At 64.0% G+C, this 14,367-nt stretch carries 15 protein-coding genes and 2 tRNA genes; 11 read left to right on the top strand and 6 right to left on the bottom strand.

Going from position 1 to position 14,367, the window contains the following annotated elements; genetic code table 11:
- Positions 1-18 precede the first annotated feature (18 nt).
- Positions 19-1,107 carry an OmpA family protein gene (locus ACSQ3E_RS01195; RefSeq protein ID WP_436121283.1) on the top strand — a complete coding sequence of 363 codons (1,089 nt, stop codon included), beginning with the start codon at positions 19-21 and terminating at the stop codon, positions 1,105-1,107.
- Between the two features lie 53 nt (positions 1,108-1,160).
- Positions 1,161-1,796 carry a hypothetical protein gene (locus tag ACSQ3E_RS01190; protein ID WP_436121282.1) on the top strand — a complete coding sequence of 212 codons (636 nt, stop codon included), beginning with the start codon at positions 1,161-1,163 and terminating at the stop codon, positions 1,794-1,796.
- Positions 1,797-1,811: 15 nt separating this feature from the next.
- Here ACSQ3E_RS01190 and ACSQ3E_RS01185 read toward each other — a convergent pair whose 3' ends face one another.
- The gene (locus ACSQ3E_RS01185) at positions 1,812-2,867 is read right to left on the bottom strand and encodes an SDR family oxidoreductase (protein ID WP_436121281.1); all 1,056 of its coding nucleotides are present in this window, start codon (positions 2,865-2,867) and stop codon (positions 1,812-1,814) included.
- Positions 2,868-2,957: 90 nt separating this feature from the next.
- Here ACSQ3E_RS01185 and ACSQ3E_RS01180 point away from each other — a divergent pair, with 90 nt between their 5' ends.
- The 3 genes from ACSQ3E_RS01180 (at position 2,958) to ilvC (ending at position 5,746) form a co-directional block, all read left to right on the top strand.
- A complete protein-coding gene (locus ACSQ3E_RS01180; protein ID WP_436121280.1) occupies positions 2,958-3,869 on the top strand; it encodes a LysR family transcriptional regulator in 912 nt (303 codons plus the stop codon).
- A gap of 177 nt (positions 3,870-4,046) precedes the next feature.
- On the top strand, positions 4,047-4,700 hold the full coding sequence (locus ACSQ3E_RS01175) for a TetR/AcrR family transcriptional regulator (protein WP_436121279.1): 654 nt from the start codon (positions 4,047-4,049) through the stop codon (positions 4,698-4,700).
- Positions 4,701-4,726: 26 nt separating this feature from the next.
- On the top strand, positions 4,727-5,746 hold the full coding sequence (gene ilvC / locus ACSQ3E_RS01170; RefSeq protein WP_310317390.1) for a ketol-acid reductoisomerase: 1,020 nt from the start codon (positions 4,727-4,729) through the stop codon (positions 5,744-5,746).
- Between the two features lie 212 nt (positions 5,747-5,958).
- Here the strand turns inward: ilvC and ACSQ3E_RS01165 are convergent, their stop codons facing one another.
- Complete coding sequence (locus tag ACSQ3E_RS01165; protein ID WP_310317393.1) at positions 5,959-6,264, bottom strand: PilZ domain-containing protein; 306 nt, start codon at positions 6,262-6,264, stop codon at positions 5,959-5,961.
- A gap of 156 nt (positions 6,265-6,420) precedes the next feature.
- On the bottom strand, positions 6,421-6,927 hold the full coding sequence (locus ACSQ3E_RS01160) for a BA14K family protein (protein ID WP_436121278.1): 507 nt from the start codon (positions 6,925-6,927) through the stop codon (positions 6,421-6,423).
- Between the two features lie 167 nt (positions 6,928-7,094).
- Here ACSQ3E_RS01160 and ACSQ3E_RS01155 point away from each other — a divergent pair, with 167 nt between their 5' ends.
- The 3 genes from ACSQ3E_RS01155 to ACSQ3E_RS01145 all read left to right on the top strand — a co-directional run bounded on the left by ACSQ3E_RS01155 (position 7,095) and on the right by ACSQ3E_RS01145 (position 9,485).
- On the top strand, positions 7,095-8,207 hold the full coding sequence (locus ACSQ3E_RS01155; protein WP_310317398.1) for an endonuclease/exonuclease/phosphatase family protein: 1,113 nt from the start codon (positions 7,095-7,097) through the stop codon (positions 8,205-8,207).
- Between the two features lie 9 nt (positions 8,208-8,216).
- Complete coding sequence (locus ACSQ3E_RS01150) at positions 8,217-8,930, top strand: hypothetical protein (protein WP_436121277.1); 714 nt, start codon at positions 8,217-8,219, stop codon at positions 8,928-8,930.
- Between the two features lie 105 nt (positions 8,931-9,035).
- A complete protein-coding gene (locus ACSQ3E_RS01145) occupies positions 9,036-9,485 on the top strand; it encodes a cupin domain-containing protein (RefSeq protein WP_436121276.1) in 450 nt (149 codons plus the stop codon).
- Positions 9,486-9,491: 6 nt separating this feature from the next.
- Here ACSQ3E_RS01145 and ACSQ3E_RS01140 read toward each other — a convergent pair whose 3' ends face one another.
- The 3 genes from ACSQ3E_RS01140 to ACSQ3E_RS01130 are packed head-to-tail and all read right to left on the bottom strand — an operon-like array spanning position 9,492 to position 12,718.
- Positions 9,492-10,703, bottom strand: a complete 1,212-nt coding sequence (locus ACSQ3E_RS01140) for an ABC transporter permease (RefSeq protein WP_436121275.1) — start codon at positions 10,701-10,703, stop codon at positions 9,492-9,494.
- A gap of 3 nt (positions 10,704-10,706) precedes the next feature.
- Complete coding sequence (locus ACSQ3E_RS01135) at positions 10,707-11,411, bottom strand: ABC transporter ATP-binding protein (RefSeq protein ID WP_310317410.1); 705 nt, start codon at positions 11,409-11,411, stop codon at positions 10,707-10,709.
- 8 nt (positions 11,412-11,419) lie between these two features.
- Positions 11,420-12,718 (bottom strand): efflux RND transporter periplasmic adaptor subunit, encoded by a 1,299-nt coding sequence (locus ACSQ3E_RS01130; RefSeq protein ID WP_436121274.1) that lies wholly within the window; start codon positions 12,716-12,718, stop codon positions 11,420-11,422.
- 186 nt (positions 12,719-12,904) lie between these two features.
- Between ACSQ3E_RS01130 and ACSQ3E_RS01125 the strand changes: the two genes are divergently transcribed.
- The 3 genes from ACSQ3E_RS01125 to ACSQ3E_RS01115 all read left to right on the top strand — a co-directional run bounded on the left by ACSQ3E_RS01125 (position 12,905) and on the right by ACSQ3E_RS01115 (position 14,283).
- The gene (locus tag ACSQ3E_RS01125) at positions 12,905-13,819 is read left to right on the top strand and encodes a PhzF family phenazine biosynthesis protein (protein WP_436121273.1); all 915 of its coding nucleotides are present in this window, start codon (positions 12,905-12,907) and stop codon (positions 13,817-13,819) included.
- 102 nt (positions 13,820-13,921) lie between these two features.
- Positions 13,922-13,997 (top strand) — tRNA-Lys (locus tag ACSQ3E_RS01120).
- 210 nt (positions 13,998-14,207) lie between these two features.
- Positions 14,208-14,283 (top strand) — tRNA-Lys (locus ACSQ3E_RS01115).
- Positions 14,284-14,367: the final 84 nt, after the last annotated feature.

The following is a 14,367-nucleotide window of genomic DNA, read 5'->3' as shown; positions in this document are numbered from 1 at the left end:
GCGATGCGGGGACTTGCGATGCTTGGAGTTCGAAAAGCTGTGGCAGGGTTGGCCCTGCTTGCGCTCAGCTGCATGCCGGTGCTGGCCGATGCGACGGTTCCCACCGCTGACATCGAAGGCTCTGCCGACAACGCGCTCGCCAAGCGCTACAAAGGCTCGTTCATCGTCTATTACCAGAAGCTCGACTACACCGATTTCAGCGTGCCGCTTTCACCGCTGAAGGCCGATCCCGATCCGGACAAACGCGACAAGAACAACAACGCCCTGTTCAAGCCGGAGAAGGCGGAAGAGGTCGAGGGGTCGCTCACCCGCCTGTTCTACGTGCTGCCCGACGGGCGCTCGCCGCTCGAGGTACTGCGCAACTACCAGGACGTGGTGCAGGCGGCCGGCGGCGAGGTCGTGTTCGAATGCAAGAAGGAGGAATGCGGTGGCGACGCCTCGCGCTCGGCCTCGAGCGGCGGCGGCGACATGAGCCTGATGATGAACTTCTTCTACGACAGCGATCTTGGCGTCGATGCATTCTCCAATGCTGCCTGTGTGGCCTCGTCAGGGGTTACCGACCAGCGCTACTTCACCGCCAAGGTGCCGCGCGACGGTGGCGAAGCCTTTGTCACGGTGCAGACCTTCCAATTGCTCGACGACCTTTACTGCAAGGCGCTGAATGCGCGCACCATCGCCATCGTGCATGTGCTGGAGCCCAAGGCGCGCGACAAGAAGATGGTTGTGGTGGAGGCGGCCAAGATGGCCGACTCGTTGTCGAGCAGCGGTGGCATTTCGCTCTACGGCATCTTTTTCGACACCGACAAGGCCGACATCAAGCCGGAGTCGGAGCCGACGCTGAAGGAGATCGCCAAGCTCCTGGGTGACAACCCGGCACTGGCCGTCGCCGTTGTCGGGCACACCGACAACCAGGGCAAGTTCGACTACAATATCGACCTGTCCAACCGCCGGGCGGCGGCGGTGAAAGCAGCGCTTGTCTCGCAGTTCGGCATCGACGGCGGACGCCTGACGGCAGCGGGTGCCGGCATGATGGCGCCCGTCGCCAGCAACGACAATGATGAGGGCCGGGCCAAGAACCGGCGCGTGGCGCTGGTCAAGCTGAACTGATCAGGCATGCTGTAGTGCGGCCGAGGATGCGGCGGCCGAGCGAGGGGGGATGAATGGAAGATCGACCGGCGCGGCCGCTGCTACGCAGCATGCATCGCGCATCGGCGTTGTTCATCGCGCTGTTCGTGCTGTTGCACATGGCCAATCACCTTGCCGGGCTGAGCGGCCAAGAGACCCACATCGCCTTCATGGCCGAGGCGCGGCAGTTCTACCGCCAGCCCTTCGTCGAAGTGGCGCTGGTCTGCCTCATCCTGTGGCAGGTTGGCAGCGGGCTCACCATGCTGGTGCGTGGCTGGGCGAGGCGCAAGGGTGCCATTGCCTGGCTGCAGGCAGGATCGGGCGGCTATCTCGCCTTTTTCCTGATCAACCATGTCGGGGCCGTCATCGCCGGACGAACGGTTTTTGACCTCGACACCGACTTTCGCTTTGCGGCCGCGGGCTTCTTCGCGCCGCCCTGGCACTGGTTCTTCGCGCCATACTACTTTCTCGGCGTTCTTGCGCTGTTCGTCCATGTCGGCTGCGCCGCCTATTGGAGCTTTCTGGCAAGCCGCCCCGCGCTGGGGGCGGCTTTGCTTGGAGGTGCTGCCGGAGTTGGGGCGCTGTTTGCGACGCTGATCGTGCTTGCGCTGTCCGGCGCCTTGTTTCCGGTCGCCATTCCTTCGCACTATCTCGCGACCTATGGGCAGTAGCAGCTGTCGGCCCGATCAGGGGATGATCCGGCGCTGGCGCAGCTCGGCAAACGTGCGCATGAACATCTCCTCGGTGTCGACGAAGTCATGGAAGCCGAAGCGCCGCGCCTTGGTGCCGTCGGCGAAGAAGTCGTAGTCCCAGCCGAAGACGAAGTCGGCGAAACGCCATGACGACACATCGGCGTAGGGCGTGTCGAGAAGGCCGTGCCGGGCCTTCATCTTGTCCCACAGCGGCTGCTTGTCGGCCATGATGGTGTCGAGCGACATCGGCAAGGGCGGTGCCGTGTCGAGACCGAAATTCGCGGCGATCTTCGGCCACATCTCGTTCCAGCGGAACAGGTCGCCATTGGTGATGTTGAACGCCTGATTGGCGCAGCGTTCGTCGGTTGCGGCCCAGACGGTGGCTCGTGCCAGCAGGCCGGCGTCGGTCATCTCGATGATCTTGTCATAGGCGCCTGGCTTGCCGGGAAAGCGCAGCGGCAGGCCGAGTTCCTTGGACATCGAGGCATAGACGGCAATGGCGATGGCGAGGTTCATCGGGTTGCCCAGCGCCTGGCCGATGACCACCGAAGGACGCAGCGCCGACCAGCTCCAGCTCTTACCCTTCTGCCGGTCTTCGAGAAGGTCCTGCTGGTCGATGTTGAATTCGGGCGGCATGTGGTTGGCATCGGTCTCGCGCGCCGGCGTCTTGAACGGCCCGAGATGCGCGCCATAGACCTTGTAGCCCTGCATCAGGCTGATGTGGCGCAGGTTCTGGGCTATCGGCTCGACCGTGTCGACGACGTTGCGCAGCATGGCGACATTGGGCTCGACGAGTTCCGCCCAGTTCGGCCGGTCCTGGTAGGCGGCGTAGAAGATGTGGGTGACGTCGCGCAGGCCGCCGAGTTTTTCCCTGGCGTCCTGACGATCAAGCAAATCTACGGCGATATGGCGCATTGGACCTTTGCTCGGACCGCCGCGCCGGGACAGCCCGACAATATTCCAACTGCCGAGTGCTGCCAGATGGCTGGCGAGATTGCTGCCGATGACGCCGTGGGCGCCGACGATCAGTGCTGTGTTTGTTTTCATCATCCAATTCTCCGGTGAGACCGTTGATATGGACGCGGGCGGCAGGATGAAGTAGGCGTCGATCTGGCGAAGGATCTATGACGTGAATTCACAATGATGCGCATGGACGTCAACCGCTTCGGCGAAATGGAAGTGTTTGTCCGGGCCGTGGAGAGCGGCGGGTTTTCGGCTGCGGCGCGAGCACTGGCGATGTCGCCTTCGGCCGTCAGCAAACTGGTGTCGCGGCTGGAGAACCGGCTTGGCACGCGGCTGGTCAACCGCTCGACGCGGCGCCTGCAGCTGACGCCGGAAGGCTGCGCCTTCTACGAGCGCAGCGTCGTCATTCTTGCCGACCTGAAGGAGGCGGAACAATGCGCGGCAGCGGGCGAGGTGCCGCGCGGGCGCCTGCGCGTCAACACCAACGTGCCTTTCGGCAAGCACTTCCTGTTGCCCCTGCTGCCGCAATTCCTGGCCCGGTATCCCGAAATCTCCGTCGACGTCGCCCTGTCCGACATGGTCGTCGACCTTCTGGAAGCGCGTGCCGACGTGGCGATCCGCGCCGGGCCGATGAAAAGCTCCAGCCTGGTCGCGCGCAAGCTCGGGGCTACACGGATGATGATCGTCGGTGCGCCAACTTACTTCGCGACACGGCCGATGCCGCGCAGCGCCGATGAGCTGAAGCGGCACAATCTGCTCGGACCGTCCTATGTTCGCACGATGCCGGCATGGCCGGTGCTGCAGGACGGCGCTGTCATGGAGGTCATGCCGACCGGCAACGCCCAGGCCAGCGACGGTGAGGCGTTGCGCGAACTGGCGCTGGCCGGGCTCGGACTGGCGCGCATCGCCGCGTTCCAGGTGCGCGACGATCTGGCGGCGGGCCGGTTGGTCGGCGTGCTCGAGGAAGCAAACCCCGGCGATCTCGAGGATGTGCACGCGGTGTTTCTGGGCAGCGGCGGGCCGGTGCCGGCGCGGGTGAGGGCGCTGCTCGACTTCCTGGCCGAGACTGTCGATCTCGGCACTTCCTGAGCGATTTGGCGGCAAGCTCCCGCTTCGCGGCGGCTTTAACCGAGGCAGCCCGCAGATAATTGCAGCAAGGCAAAAGAATCCGATTGCAGGGTTCCCACAGAATGAGCTATTTACCGAACCGTAACGTACGGTACGGCTTGCTCGAAGCGAGCCGGCGTGACGTGACGGGCTTGGAACATGTTGCAGACGACCACCGAGATGATGGAAGGCGAGGGACCGACGGCACGTCAGCAGGACGTGCTCGATGCGGTGCTGCGCCTGCTCGTCGAGGAGGGCGACAGGCTGACGATGACGGCCGTTGCGCGCCGCGCCAGTTGCTCGAAGGAAACGCTGTACAAGTGGTTCGGCGACCGCGACGGGCTGTTGACCGCGACGGTTCAGTGGCAGGCCTCGAAGGTGCGCGTGCCGCCGGTCGACCGCAAGGGACTGGACCTGGCTTCGCTGACCTCCAGCCTCGAACGCTTTGCATCCGACTGGCTGCGTGTGATTTCGAGCGACACGTCGATCGCGCTCAACCGGGTCGGCGTGGTGCATGCCGGATCGGACAAGCGCGACCTCGGCGCCATCGTGCTCGAGCGCGGCCGTTTCGCGCTCGGCCGCAGGCTGAAGCCGGTGCTGGAAGCGGGCCGCGAGGCCGGCCTACTCGTATTCGACGATGCCGAGACGGCATTCCGGACATTCTTTGGCCTGGTCGCCCGCGACGTGCAGATCCGTCTGCTGCTCGGCGACCGGCTGGAATTGACTGAGGCGGGGATCGACGGCGACGCCGTGCGCGCAACGCAGCAGTTTCTTGCTCTGCACGGAGCGAAAACCGGGCCCAAGGCCCTCTGACTTACAAACCGGGAAGGAACCCACCAATGCGTGTCTATTACGATCGCGATGCCGATCTCAACCTGATCAAGGGTAAGAAGGTCGCCATCATCGGCTACGGCAGCCAGGGCCGCGCGCATGCGCTGAATCTCAAGGATTCGGGCGCCAAGGAACTCGTCGTTGGCCTGAAGGCCGGCTCGGCGACCGCCAAGAAGGTCGAAGCCGACGGCCTCAAGGTCATGACGGTTGCTGAAGCCGCCAAGTGGGCCGACCTGATGATGATGGCCACCCCTGACGAGCTGCAGGCCGACATCTATCGCGACGAGATCGCTCCGAACATCCGCGACGGCGCAGCGATTGCCTTCGCCCACGGCTTGAACGTCCACTTCGGCCTGATCGAGCCGAAGTCGACCGTCGACGTCATCATGGTCGCACCGAAGGGCCCGGGCCACACCGTGCGCGGCGAATACCAGAAGGGCGGCGGCGTGCCGTGCCTGGTCGCCGTTCACCAGGACGCTTCGGGCAATGCGCTCGACCTCGGCCTGTCCTATGCTTGCGGCGTCGGCGGTGGCCGTTCGGGCATCATCGAGACCAACTTCAAGGAAGAGTGCGAGACCGATCTGTTCGGTGAGCAGGTCGTCCTCTGCGGTGGTCTGGTCGAACTGATCCGCGCCGGCTTCGAGACGCTGGTCGAGGGCGGCTATGCCCCCGAAATGGCCTATTTCGAGTGCCTGCACGAAGTGAAGCTGATCGTCGACCTGATCTATGAAGGCGGCATCGCCAACATGAACTACTCGATCTCGAACACCGCCGAGTGGGGCGAGTACGTGACCGGCCCGCGCATCATCACCGAAGAGACCAAGGCCGAGATGAAGCGCGTCCTCAAGGACATCCAGACCGGCAAATTCACCTCCGACTGGATGCAGGAATACCGTTCGGGCGCGGCTCGCTTCAAGGGCATCCGCCGCATGAACGACAGCCACCAGATCGAGGAAGTCGGCGCCAAGCTGCGCGGCATGATGCCGTGGATCGCCAAGAACAAGCTGGTCGACAAGGCCAAGAACTAAGAAGCCCGCGTCAATCCTACCCTGCCGCGGCCATCTGCGCTTCCGGTGCTCACTGACTTTATGTCCGCTGCGCGCCGGTTCTCGATGGCCGCACCATCCAGCACGGCAGGGCGGATTGCCATCGGACTTCTGCGGCTGGCCGCGAACGAAGAAAAAGGCCGGTGGAGCAATCCGCCGGCCTTTTTCGTTGGCTCGAAATCAGGAGTGTCTGGTCAGCCGTAGTGCCAGTGCGGCTTGGGTTCGGTGCCTTCGAACTGGACGCCGAGGCGGTCGGCCTTGCGCCAGCGCACGACGCAGCGATAGGCGATGCCGTCGACGGGGACATAGAGCAGGAACTGGTCGGGGACACGGCTTTCCGCCGGGATTTTGATCTCGGCGCCGTTCGAATGCATGTTGCGGATCGTGCAGCGGGTTTCCGAGTTGGTGATCCCGGTCAGAATCGCAGCGCCCTTGAGGACGCGGTTGCGACGCTCCCGGCGCAGTTCGTTTTCAGCAATCTCGGCGTTGTCGGCCGTCATGAACTCTCAACCCAGAATAGAAAATCCTCCCGGTAATCTTCCTTCTACACATGATACGTAAACAACAGCTTGTTGCTGTTTTTATTAGCTTCAAGTCATGTTCAAAGAAAAACGGCGCCGCAGGCGCGACGCCGTCTCCGTTGTTTCGAAACCGCCTCAGCTATAGGGCGACCAGCACTGCCGGCGCGGGCCGTTATAGGGCTGGAAGGTGTTGTCCCAGGCCCGATACGAGCGATAGCGGTCGTAGCACCACTGAACGTGAGCCGAGCCTCCACCACGATAGATGCGGCGCGGCTGGACATAGCGCGGCTCGTAGTAGCGATAGGCCGGTATGCCGAAGTTCAGGTAGATGCCGGTGCCGAAATGGCGCCGATGCGGGCGATGCCGCCAGCGCCAGTCGTCGCGCCAGCGATCGCCGCGCCAGTTGTTGTGGCGCCAGTTTTCCCGGCGCCAGCCGTCGCCACGCCAGCCATCGCGGCGCGCGTAACAGCCAGTGCCGGGCGGGCAGAAATGGCTCTGGGCGAGGATGATGTTCTGCGTCGCCTGCGGAACTACCGACGGCATCTGGCCGATGCCGGCCGGCGATGCGGATGCAGCCAGCGGCAGGCCGGTGACGAGACCGAGCGCGACGAGCCCGGAACGTGCGAGGGATGAGAGGTTCATGATCGTCTCCTGATGTCCGAATCCCAAAGGCTCCATGCCCCCAAATTTCGATGGAGATCGGGGCATATTCTGCCCTTCAGCCTGAACGGGAAATGAACGGCCGGGTTCCCCGTGGACTTGTGGCTGGGCTCTTGTGTTTGGACCAACATGAAGGCAATGCTCGCGACATGTCGCTGCGCCTTGCCACCTTCAATGTCGAGAACCTGATGAACAGGTTCGATTATTCCGGCTATCGCAATCAGCTCAACGAGGACCGGACGCTCGCGCTGTTCGAGATCCACAGCGAGGCGGAATACCGGTTGCTCGAGCAGGCGCGCGCGATCGCGCATGCCGACGACATGCGCCAGCTGACGGCACTGGCCATCGCCGAGACCCGTGCCGACATCATCTGCCTGCAGGAAGTCGACAACATCGAGGCGCTGAAGGCGTTCGAATATGGCTATCTGTTCAAGATGGTGGGGCAGGGCTACCAGCACAAATACACAACCTCGGGCAATGATTCGCGCGGCATCGACGTCGCGGTGATGATGCGGGCGGAAACATCGCATGGCGAACCGATCGAGTTCGTGCGCATGACCAGCCATGCCCATGTCACCTTCGAGCAGTTCGGGCTGCATACGCCCGAGCTTGCCAGCCTCGGCCAGGAGCCGTTCGAGCGCATCTTTCGGCGTGACTGCCTGGAGATCGACGTCAAGATCGGCGGCAAGCCGCTGACCATCTATTCGGTCCACTTCAAGTCGATGGGCTCGCCGCGCAACGGGCTGAACGGCCGTGACGCGACGATGCCGGTGCGTATCGCCGAGGCCAAGGCAGTCAGGCGCATCATCGAGGACCGTTTCGGCAAGGATCATTCCGCCGACAAGCGCTGGGTGATCTGCGGCGACATGAACGACTACCGCGAGCGGCTGGTGATCTCAGGCGATGCCTACCAGGGCTACGGCTTCACTCCGGTCAAGGAGACAGCGTCCTGTCTGGACGTGTTCCTCGCCGACGGCTTTGCCGAAAACGTTGTCGAGCGCCGGCCTGAGATGGACCGCTGGACGCTTTATCACACACGCGGACCGCTGGAGCGGCATCTGTGCCAGCTCGACTATATCCTTCTGTCGCCATCGCTGGCGCGGACAAACGAGCAGGCGCTGCCCGATATCATTCGCCGCGGCCAGCCCTGGCGCACCATCTTCCCGCCGGGGCAGGAGGTGGACCGCTATCCGCGCGCCGGCTGGGACCGGCCGAAGGCCTCCGACCACTGCCCGGTGGCGGTGACGCTCGGCATCACCTGAGAGATTTCCTTGGCATTCGACATTCCGCGCAACCAGATCCTGCCGATCGACGTCGTCGACGTGCGTCTCGATGCCGAGCCGCATCCATTCGAGCGCGACAATGCCGAGGCGATCGCAGCCAACTGGGCGGCCGAGAAGGCGCTGACGCCGGCGATGTTCGACGGTACGGTGGTGCTGCTGTCGGAGCTTGCCTATGGCGACAACCGGCTTGTTGGGCGCTGCCACGCCGTCCGCTTCTCGACCTTTATGCTGTGGCGAAAGCTGAAGCCGATCACCAGCGCCGAACATTCCTTCGCGCACGCCATGCTGATCTCCAGCGACAATGCGCTGGTGGCGATCCGCATGGGCGCGCATACGGTCAATGCGGGAAAAGTCTATTTCGCCGCCGGCTCGTTCGAGCCGGAGGACTTTCGCGATGGGCTTGTCGACCTCGACTACAACATGGCGCGCGAGGTGCGCGAGGAGACCGGGCTCGAGCTTGGCGAGGCGAGTGGCGAAGAGCGCTGTTATGCGCTGTCCGGGGACACCGGCACGGCGATCGTGCGCTGCTACCATCTTACCGAGACGGCCGACGAGGTGGCTGCGCGCATCGAGCGCTTCGTGGCGGCCGATGCGGAGCCCGAGATCGAAGGGCCTGTCATCATCCGCGGCATGGACGATCTGCCCGACAATTTGATGCCGCATATGCCCGCGCTGGTGGAATGGCATTTTTCCAGGGGGTGAGGTCGCTGTCTGGCGCCTGAGAAGTATTGCTGGAAGTCCTTGCTTGCCCGATGCCGCTGCGTCACAAGTTGCCGTAGTTTTCTTGCGGCACCTTGGGGGGATTCGATGGCCAGGTTTCTTACACGTGCGAGTATTCTTTCGGGCGCCATCGCGCTGGCTCTGTTCCAGAGCAGTACTGCCGGTGCGCTCGACACCACGCCTGCCGCCAAGGTTGTCGTGACGCCATTGGCATCGACGACGGTGACGGCGAACGGGCAGCCGATCGTGCTGCCGCAGAAGAACGTTCAGGTGCTGGTCTCGTCCTTCGAGATCCCGCCCGGCGCCTCGCTGCCGGTGCACATGCACCCGTCGGCGCGCTACGCCTATGTGCTCGAGGGCCAGCTGCAGGTGACCAACGCCGAAACCGGCAAGAGCACCAGCTACAAGAAGGGCGATTTCATCGTCGAGATGATCGGCGCGTGGCATCAGGGAGCAAATGTCGGTGCCGAGCCGGTCAAGCTGCTGGTCATCGATCAAGTCGAGGAAGGCACGGCAAACACGCTGCTGAAGGAGTAGCCCCGGTTATTCGTGCCTGAGCGCCTCGATCGGGTCGAGGCGCGCGCCGCGCAGCGCCGGGAAGAAGCCGAAGACCATGCCGATCAGCGCCGAGAAGCCGACGGCAAGTAGGACCACTGCCAAGCTTGGCGCAAACGGGATCGACAGCGCCAGCGAGGCGGCACCCGCCAGCGCCAGGCCGATGGCGATGCCGATCAGCCCGCCAAGCAGCGACAGCACGGTTGCCTCGACCAGGAACTGGATGAGGATGTGCTTCTCATGCGCGCCGATGGCGAGACGGATGCCGATCTCGCGGGTGCGTTCGGTAACCGACACCAGCATGATGTTCATGATGCCGATGCCGCCGACGAGCAGGCTGACGCCGGCGACCGCGCCGAGCATGCCGGTCATGGTGGCGGTGGCGCTGGCCATCGCATCGGCGATCTGGGTCATGTCGCGGACCGCAAAATCGTCTTCGCGGTCGGCTGTGACGCGCCTGACGTCGCGCATGATGTCCTCGATGCGGGTCTGGACGACCGAGGTCGGCGTCACGTCATCGGCGGCGACATAGATGTTGTCGATGTCGCGGTTGCCGGCGATGCGGCGCTGGAACGCCTGAAGCGGCATCAGCACGACATTGTCCTGGTCCTGGCCGAAGCCGGAATAACCCTTCGGCTCTAGCAAGCCGATGACCTTGCAGCTGACGCGGCCGACGCGGACGGCGGCACCGTCAGGGTCGCCGGCGCCAAAGAACTGCTGGCGCACGGTTTCGCCGATCAGGCAGACATTGATGCCGCCGCGCACCTCGGACTCGCTGAACGACCGGCCCGATGCGACTTTCCAGTCGCGGGCGTCGAGATAGGCGTTGTCGGTGCCCGTGATCGAAGACGTCAGGCTCTCGGTGCCGAAGACCACGCGCACCTGTTTCTGCGACGCCGGCGAAACCGCGCGCACACCTTCGAGATGGGCGGTGAGGGCTGCGACCTCCTTGTCGCCGAGCTGGCGGATCGTCTGCTGCGGGCCCGAGCCGGGTGCTGCGGGGCGGCCGGCGCGGACGATCAGAAGATTGCTGCCGAGTTGCGAAATGTCGGCCTTGACCTTCTCGGTGGTGCCGCTGCCAATCGTCAGCATGGCGATGACGGCGGCGACGCCGATGACGATGCCGAGAAGCGTCAGGAACGAGCGTAGCGCGTTGCGGCGGACGGAACGCAGGGCGAGGCGCACGGTCTCCCAGATCATGACTTACACCGCCTCCAGCTTTCTGGTGTCGGAAGCGACGTGGCCGTCGCGGAAGGCGATGGTACGGCCGGCATAGGCGGCGATATCGGCCTCGTGGGTGACCATGACGATGGTGAGCCCGTGCTCCTGGTTGAGCAGCGTCAGCAACTCCATGATCTCATGACTGCGGGCGGTGTCGAGATTGCCAGTCGGCTCGTCGGCAACAAGAAGGGTGGGCCGGGTGACGATGGCGCGCGCGATCGCCACGCGCTGCTGCTGACCACCGGACAGTTCGGCGGGCGTGTGGTGCTCACGGCCCTCGAGGCCAACCTCGGCGAGGGCTTGCATGGCCAGCGCGCGCCGCTCATGCGCGGCTGCGCCGCGATAGATCAACGGCAGCTCGACGTTCTCCACAGCGGTGGTGCGCGGCAGCAGGTTGTAGCCCTGGAAGACGAAGCCGATGTAGAGATTGCGCAACACGGCGCGGCGGTTGCGGTCGAGCCGGCCGGCGTCGGTGCCCATGAAGCCGTAGCGGCCGGAGGTCGGCGTATCGAGGCAGCCGACGATGTTCATCGCCGTCGACTTGCCTGAGCCCGACGGGCCCATGATGGCGACGAATTCGCCCTGGCCGATGGCCAGGTCGATGCCGGCGAGCGCACGCACCTCGGCCTCGCCCTGGCCGTAGGTCTTCCAGACCTTGTCGAAGACGATGAGCGGCGCGATGTCCATGATTGGGCTCAATTGGCCCTGGCGGACGACGAGGCGGTGATGACCGCATCGCCGGCGGAAAGCGCGGAGACGATCTCGGTGCGGTCGCCGTCGGTGGAGCCGGTCTTGACCCTGACCGCGACCGGCGCGCCGTTCTTGAGCACATAGAGCGTGCGCAAGCCGTCGGTCGGTGTCGAGGCCGGGCGGCTACGGTCGGTCGGACCGCGGTTGGGGCGGCCGAGGAACAGGTTCTGCAGGCTGAAGCCGCCGCCGCGTGCAACAGGCGCGGGGCGGTAGCGGAAAGCGGTGGCCGGCACGGTCAGCACACCCTTCGCCTCACGGGTGACGATAGACACCGTCGCCGTCATGCCCGGACGCAGCAGCAGCTCGTCATTGGCGACTTCGAGCCAGGCATTGTAGGTGACCACGCCGTCGGTCGTGACCGCGGCATAAGCGATATCGCGGATCGTCGCCTTGAAGCTGCGGTCGGGAAAAGCATCGACGGTGAAGCGGGCATTCTGCCCCTTTGCCACCGAACCGATGTCGGCCTCGTCGACGGCCGCCTTGAGCTCCATCTGGGACAGGTCGGCGGCGAGCACGAACAACACCGGCGCCTGCATCGAGGATGCCACCGTCTGGCCCGGATTGACCGAGCGCGTCAGCACCACGCCATCGATGGGGGCATAGATCGTGCTCTTGGCAAGGTCGGCCTGCTGCAGCTTGAGGTCGGCTTCCGAGATGGCGAGGTTGGCCTCGGCCATGTCGAGCGCGCTCTGGGCCCGGTCGCGTTCGGCGGTGGCGGCTTCCAGCGCCTGGGTGGTGGCCATGCCGCGCTTCGCCAGCTCCTGGGCGCGGGTGAGCGCCTGGGCATTCTGCGACAAGGTGGTGCGCGTGTCTTCAACCTTGGCGGCGGCAGCCTTGGCGGACGCCTGGGCACGCTCGATCTGGGCGGAAAGCCTGGTCGTGTCGAGGGAGGCGAGCACGTCGCCTTTCTTGACCTGCTGGTTTTCGACCACCGCGACCGAGCGGACGACGCCCGACAATTCGCTCGAAATGTCGACCTGGGTGAGGGGCTGCAGGTTGCCGGTCGCCGACACCTCGACGGTCAGGTCGCCGATCTCGGCGGCCTGGGTGGTGTAGACCAGCTTCTCGGAAGGCGCTGAGAACCAGGAATAGCCGGCATAGGCGCAAGCCGCTGCGACGAGCGCCACCAGCAGCCAGAGCCAGCCGCGACGGCGGCGCGTGGCGCGGCCGTTGCCGTCGAGGCCAAGGGCCGCCTCTATCGATGGCGTGCTCGCCGGTTGCGGGCGGTTTGTCAGCTGGTCCAAGCCAGACCCTTTCGATGGTCCCAGAAAATCCGCCTAGAGCCTGCTCTAAGCTGGTTCGATCGAGCATGATCTTGTTTGAAACCGGGATGCCAGTTTGGCGATCATGCTTTAAAATCACAGATCGGCTGAGTGGTCCCGAAATTCAAATTAAATTTCGCTCATGTTGCCGGCGCAGAAGGAACAAACATGACGGGCGGACGCAAGTATTTTGTCTATGATGTCTTCACCGAAAACAGGCTTGCTGGCAACCCGCTCGCCGTGGTCGTCGATGCCAAGGGGTTGAGCACGGCGCAGATGCAGGCCATCGCCAGGGAGTTCAACCTGTCGGAGACCTCCTTCGTGCTGCCGCCGGAAAGCCCGAAGCACAAGGCACGGGTGCGCATCTTCACGCCCGACTACGAGATGCCGTTTGCCGGTCACCCGACCGTCGGCACGGCGATCGCGCTGACCGAGATGGCGCAAGGCAATGATCTTGCCGGCATTTTTGTCCTCGAAGAGAATATCGGCCTGGTGCGCTGTGCTGTGAACAAGGTCGGCGACAGCCTGTTTGCCGAATTCGACCTGCCGAAGCTGCCGGAACCAATGCCGCTGGCGGCCAGCACCGATGCGGTTGCCGCCGCCCTTGGACTTGCGCCACACGAGATCGGCTTTGAAAACCATCGTGTGTCGCTGTGGTCTGCGGGCGTGCCCTACATCACCGTGCCGGTGGCGGACACCAAGGTTGCGGCGAGGATTCGATTCGACAACGAAGCCTGGTTCACCTTTTCGCCGCGCAAGAACGACTCGGCGGTGGCCAGCGCCTATGTCTATTGCCGCGAGACGGTGGGGCACGAAAACGCCTTCCACGCGAGGATGATCGTTCCCGGCAGCCCATCCTACGAAGATCCGGCGACAGGTTCGGCGGCAGCCGCCTTTGCGGGGGCGATCATGGAGTTCGACAGGCCGACCGACGGCGCGCAGCGATTCTGGATCGAGCAGGGCATCGAGATGGGCCGGCCCTCCAGGATTAGGCTGGAGCTCGAGGTTTCGGGGGGCAGCTTGGTTTCCGCGCGCATTGGTGGACATGCCGTGAGGGTGGCCGAGGGCGTTCTGCTGGTTTGACCCAGCTATTTTTGCCGACTGAAAGAAAAAGCGGCCGGTGGGGTGGACAGGTGAAAATGCCTTGGCTATATGCCGGCCACGGTCGGTTCACCGGTCGCGAGTGGGTGCGTAGCTCAGTTGGTAGAGCAGCTGACTCTTAATCAGCGGGTCACAGGTTCGATCCCTGTCGCACCCACCACTTCTTTCTCTTCATCGCTGAATACTGAACGCCGCGCAATCTTGGCGCAGGCGGATGGTCGCTTTCCTTGTCCAGGTCCAGCGCCGCCATGGCTTTGCACAGGCAATCGCGTGTGTTCGTCGATTGCCGCATCTTTCTTGCCGATCATGGGTGGACAGTATCGGATGGTATGGCTATATGCCGGCCACGGTCGGTTCACCGGTCGCGAGTGGGTGCGTAGCTCAGTTGGTAGAGCAGCTGACTCTTAATCAGCGGGTCACAGGTTCGATCCCTGTCGCACCCACCACTTCTTCTCCAAATATTCAGACCGCTGTGACTGTTACTTCAACTGGGTTGAACCTGCTTGGATTCCTATCTCCGGTCGGCCCTG

The sequence above is a fragment of the Aminobacter sp. LjRoot7 genome (assembly GCF_964252895.1).
Lineage (GTDB): Bacteria > Pseudomonadota > Alphaproteobacteria > Rhizobiales > Rhizobiaceae > Aminobacter > Aminobacter aminovorans_B.
This window is presented reverse-complemented; position numbering and strand designations above follow the sequence as displayed.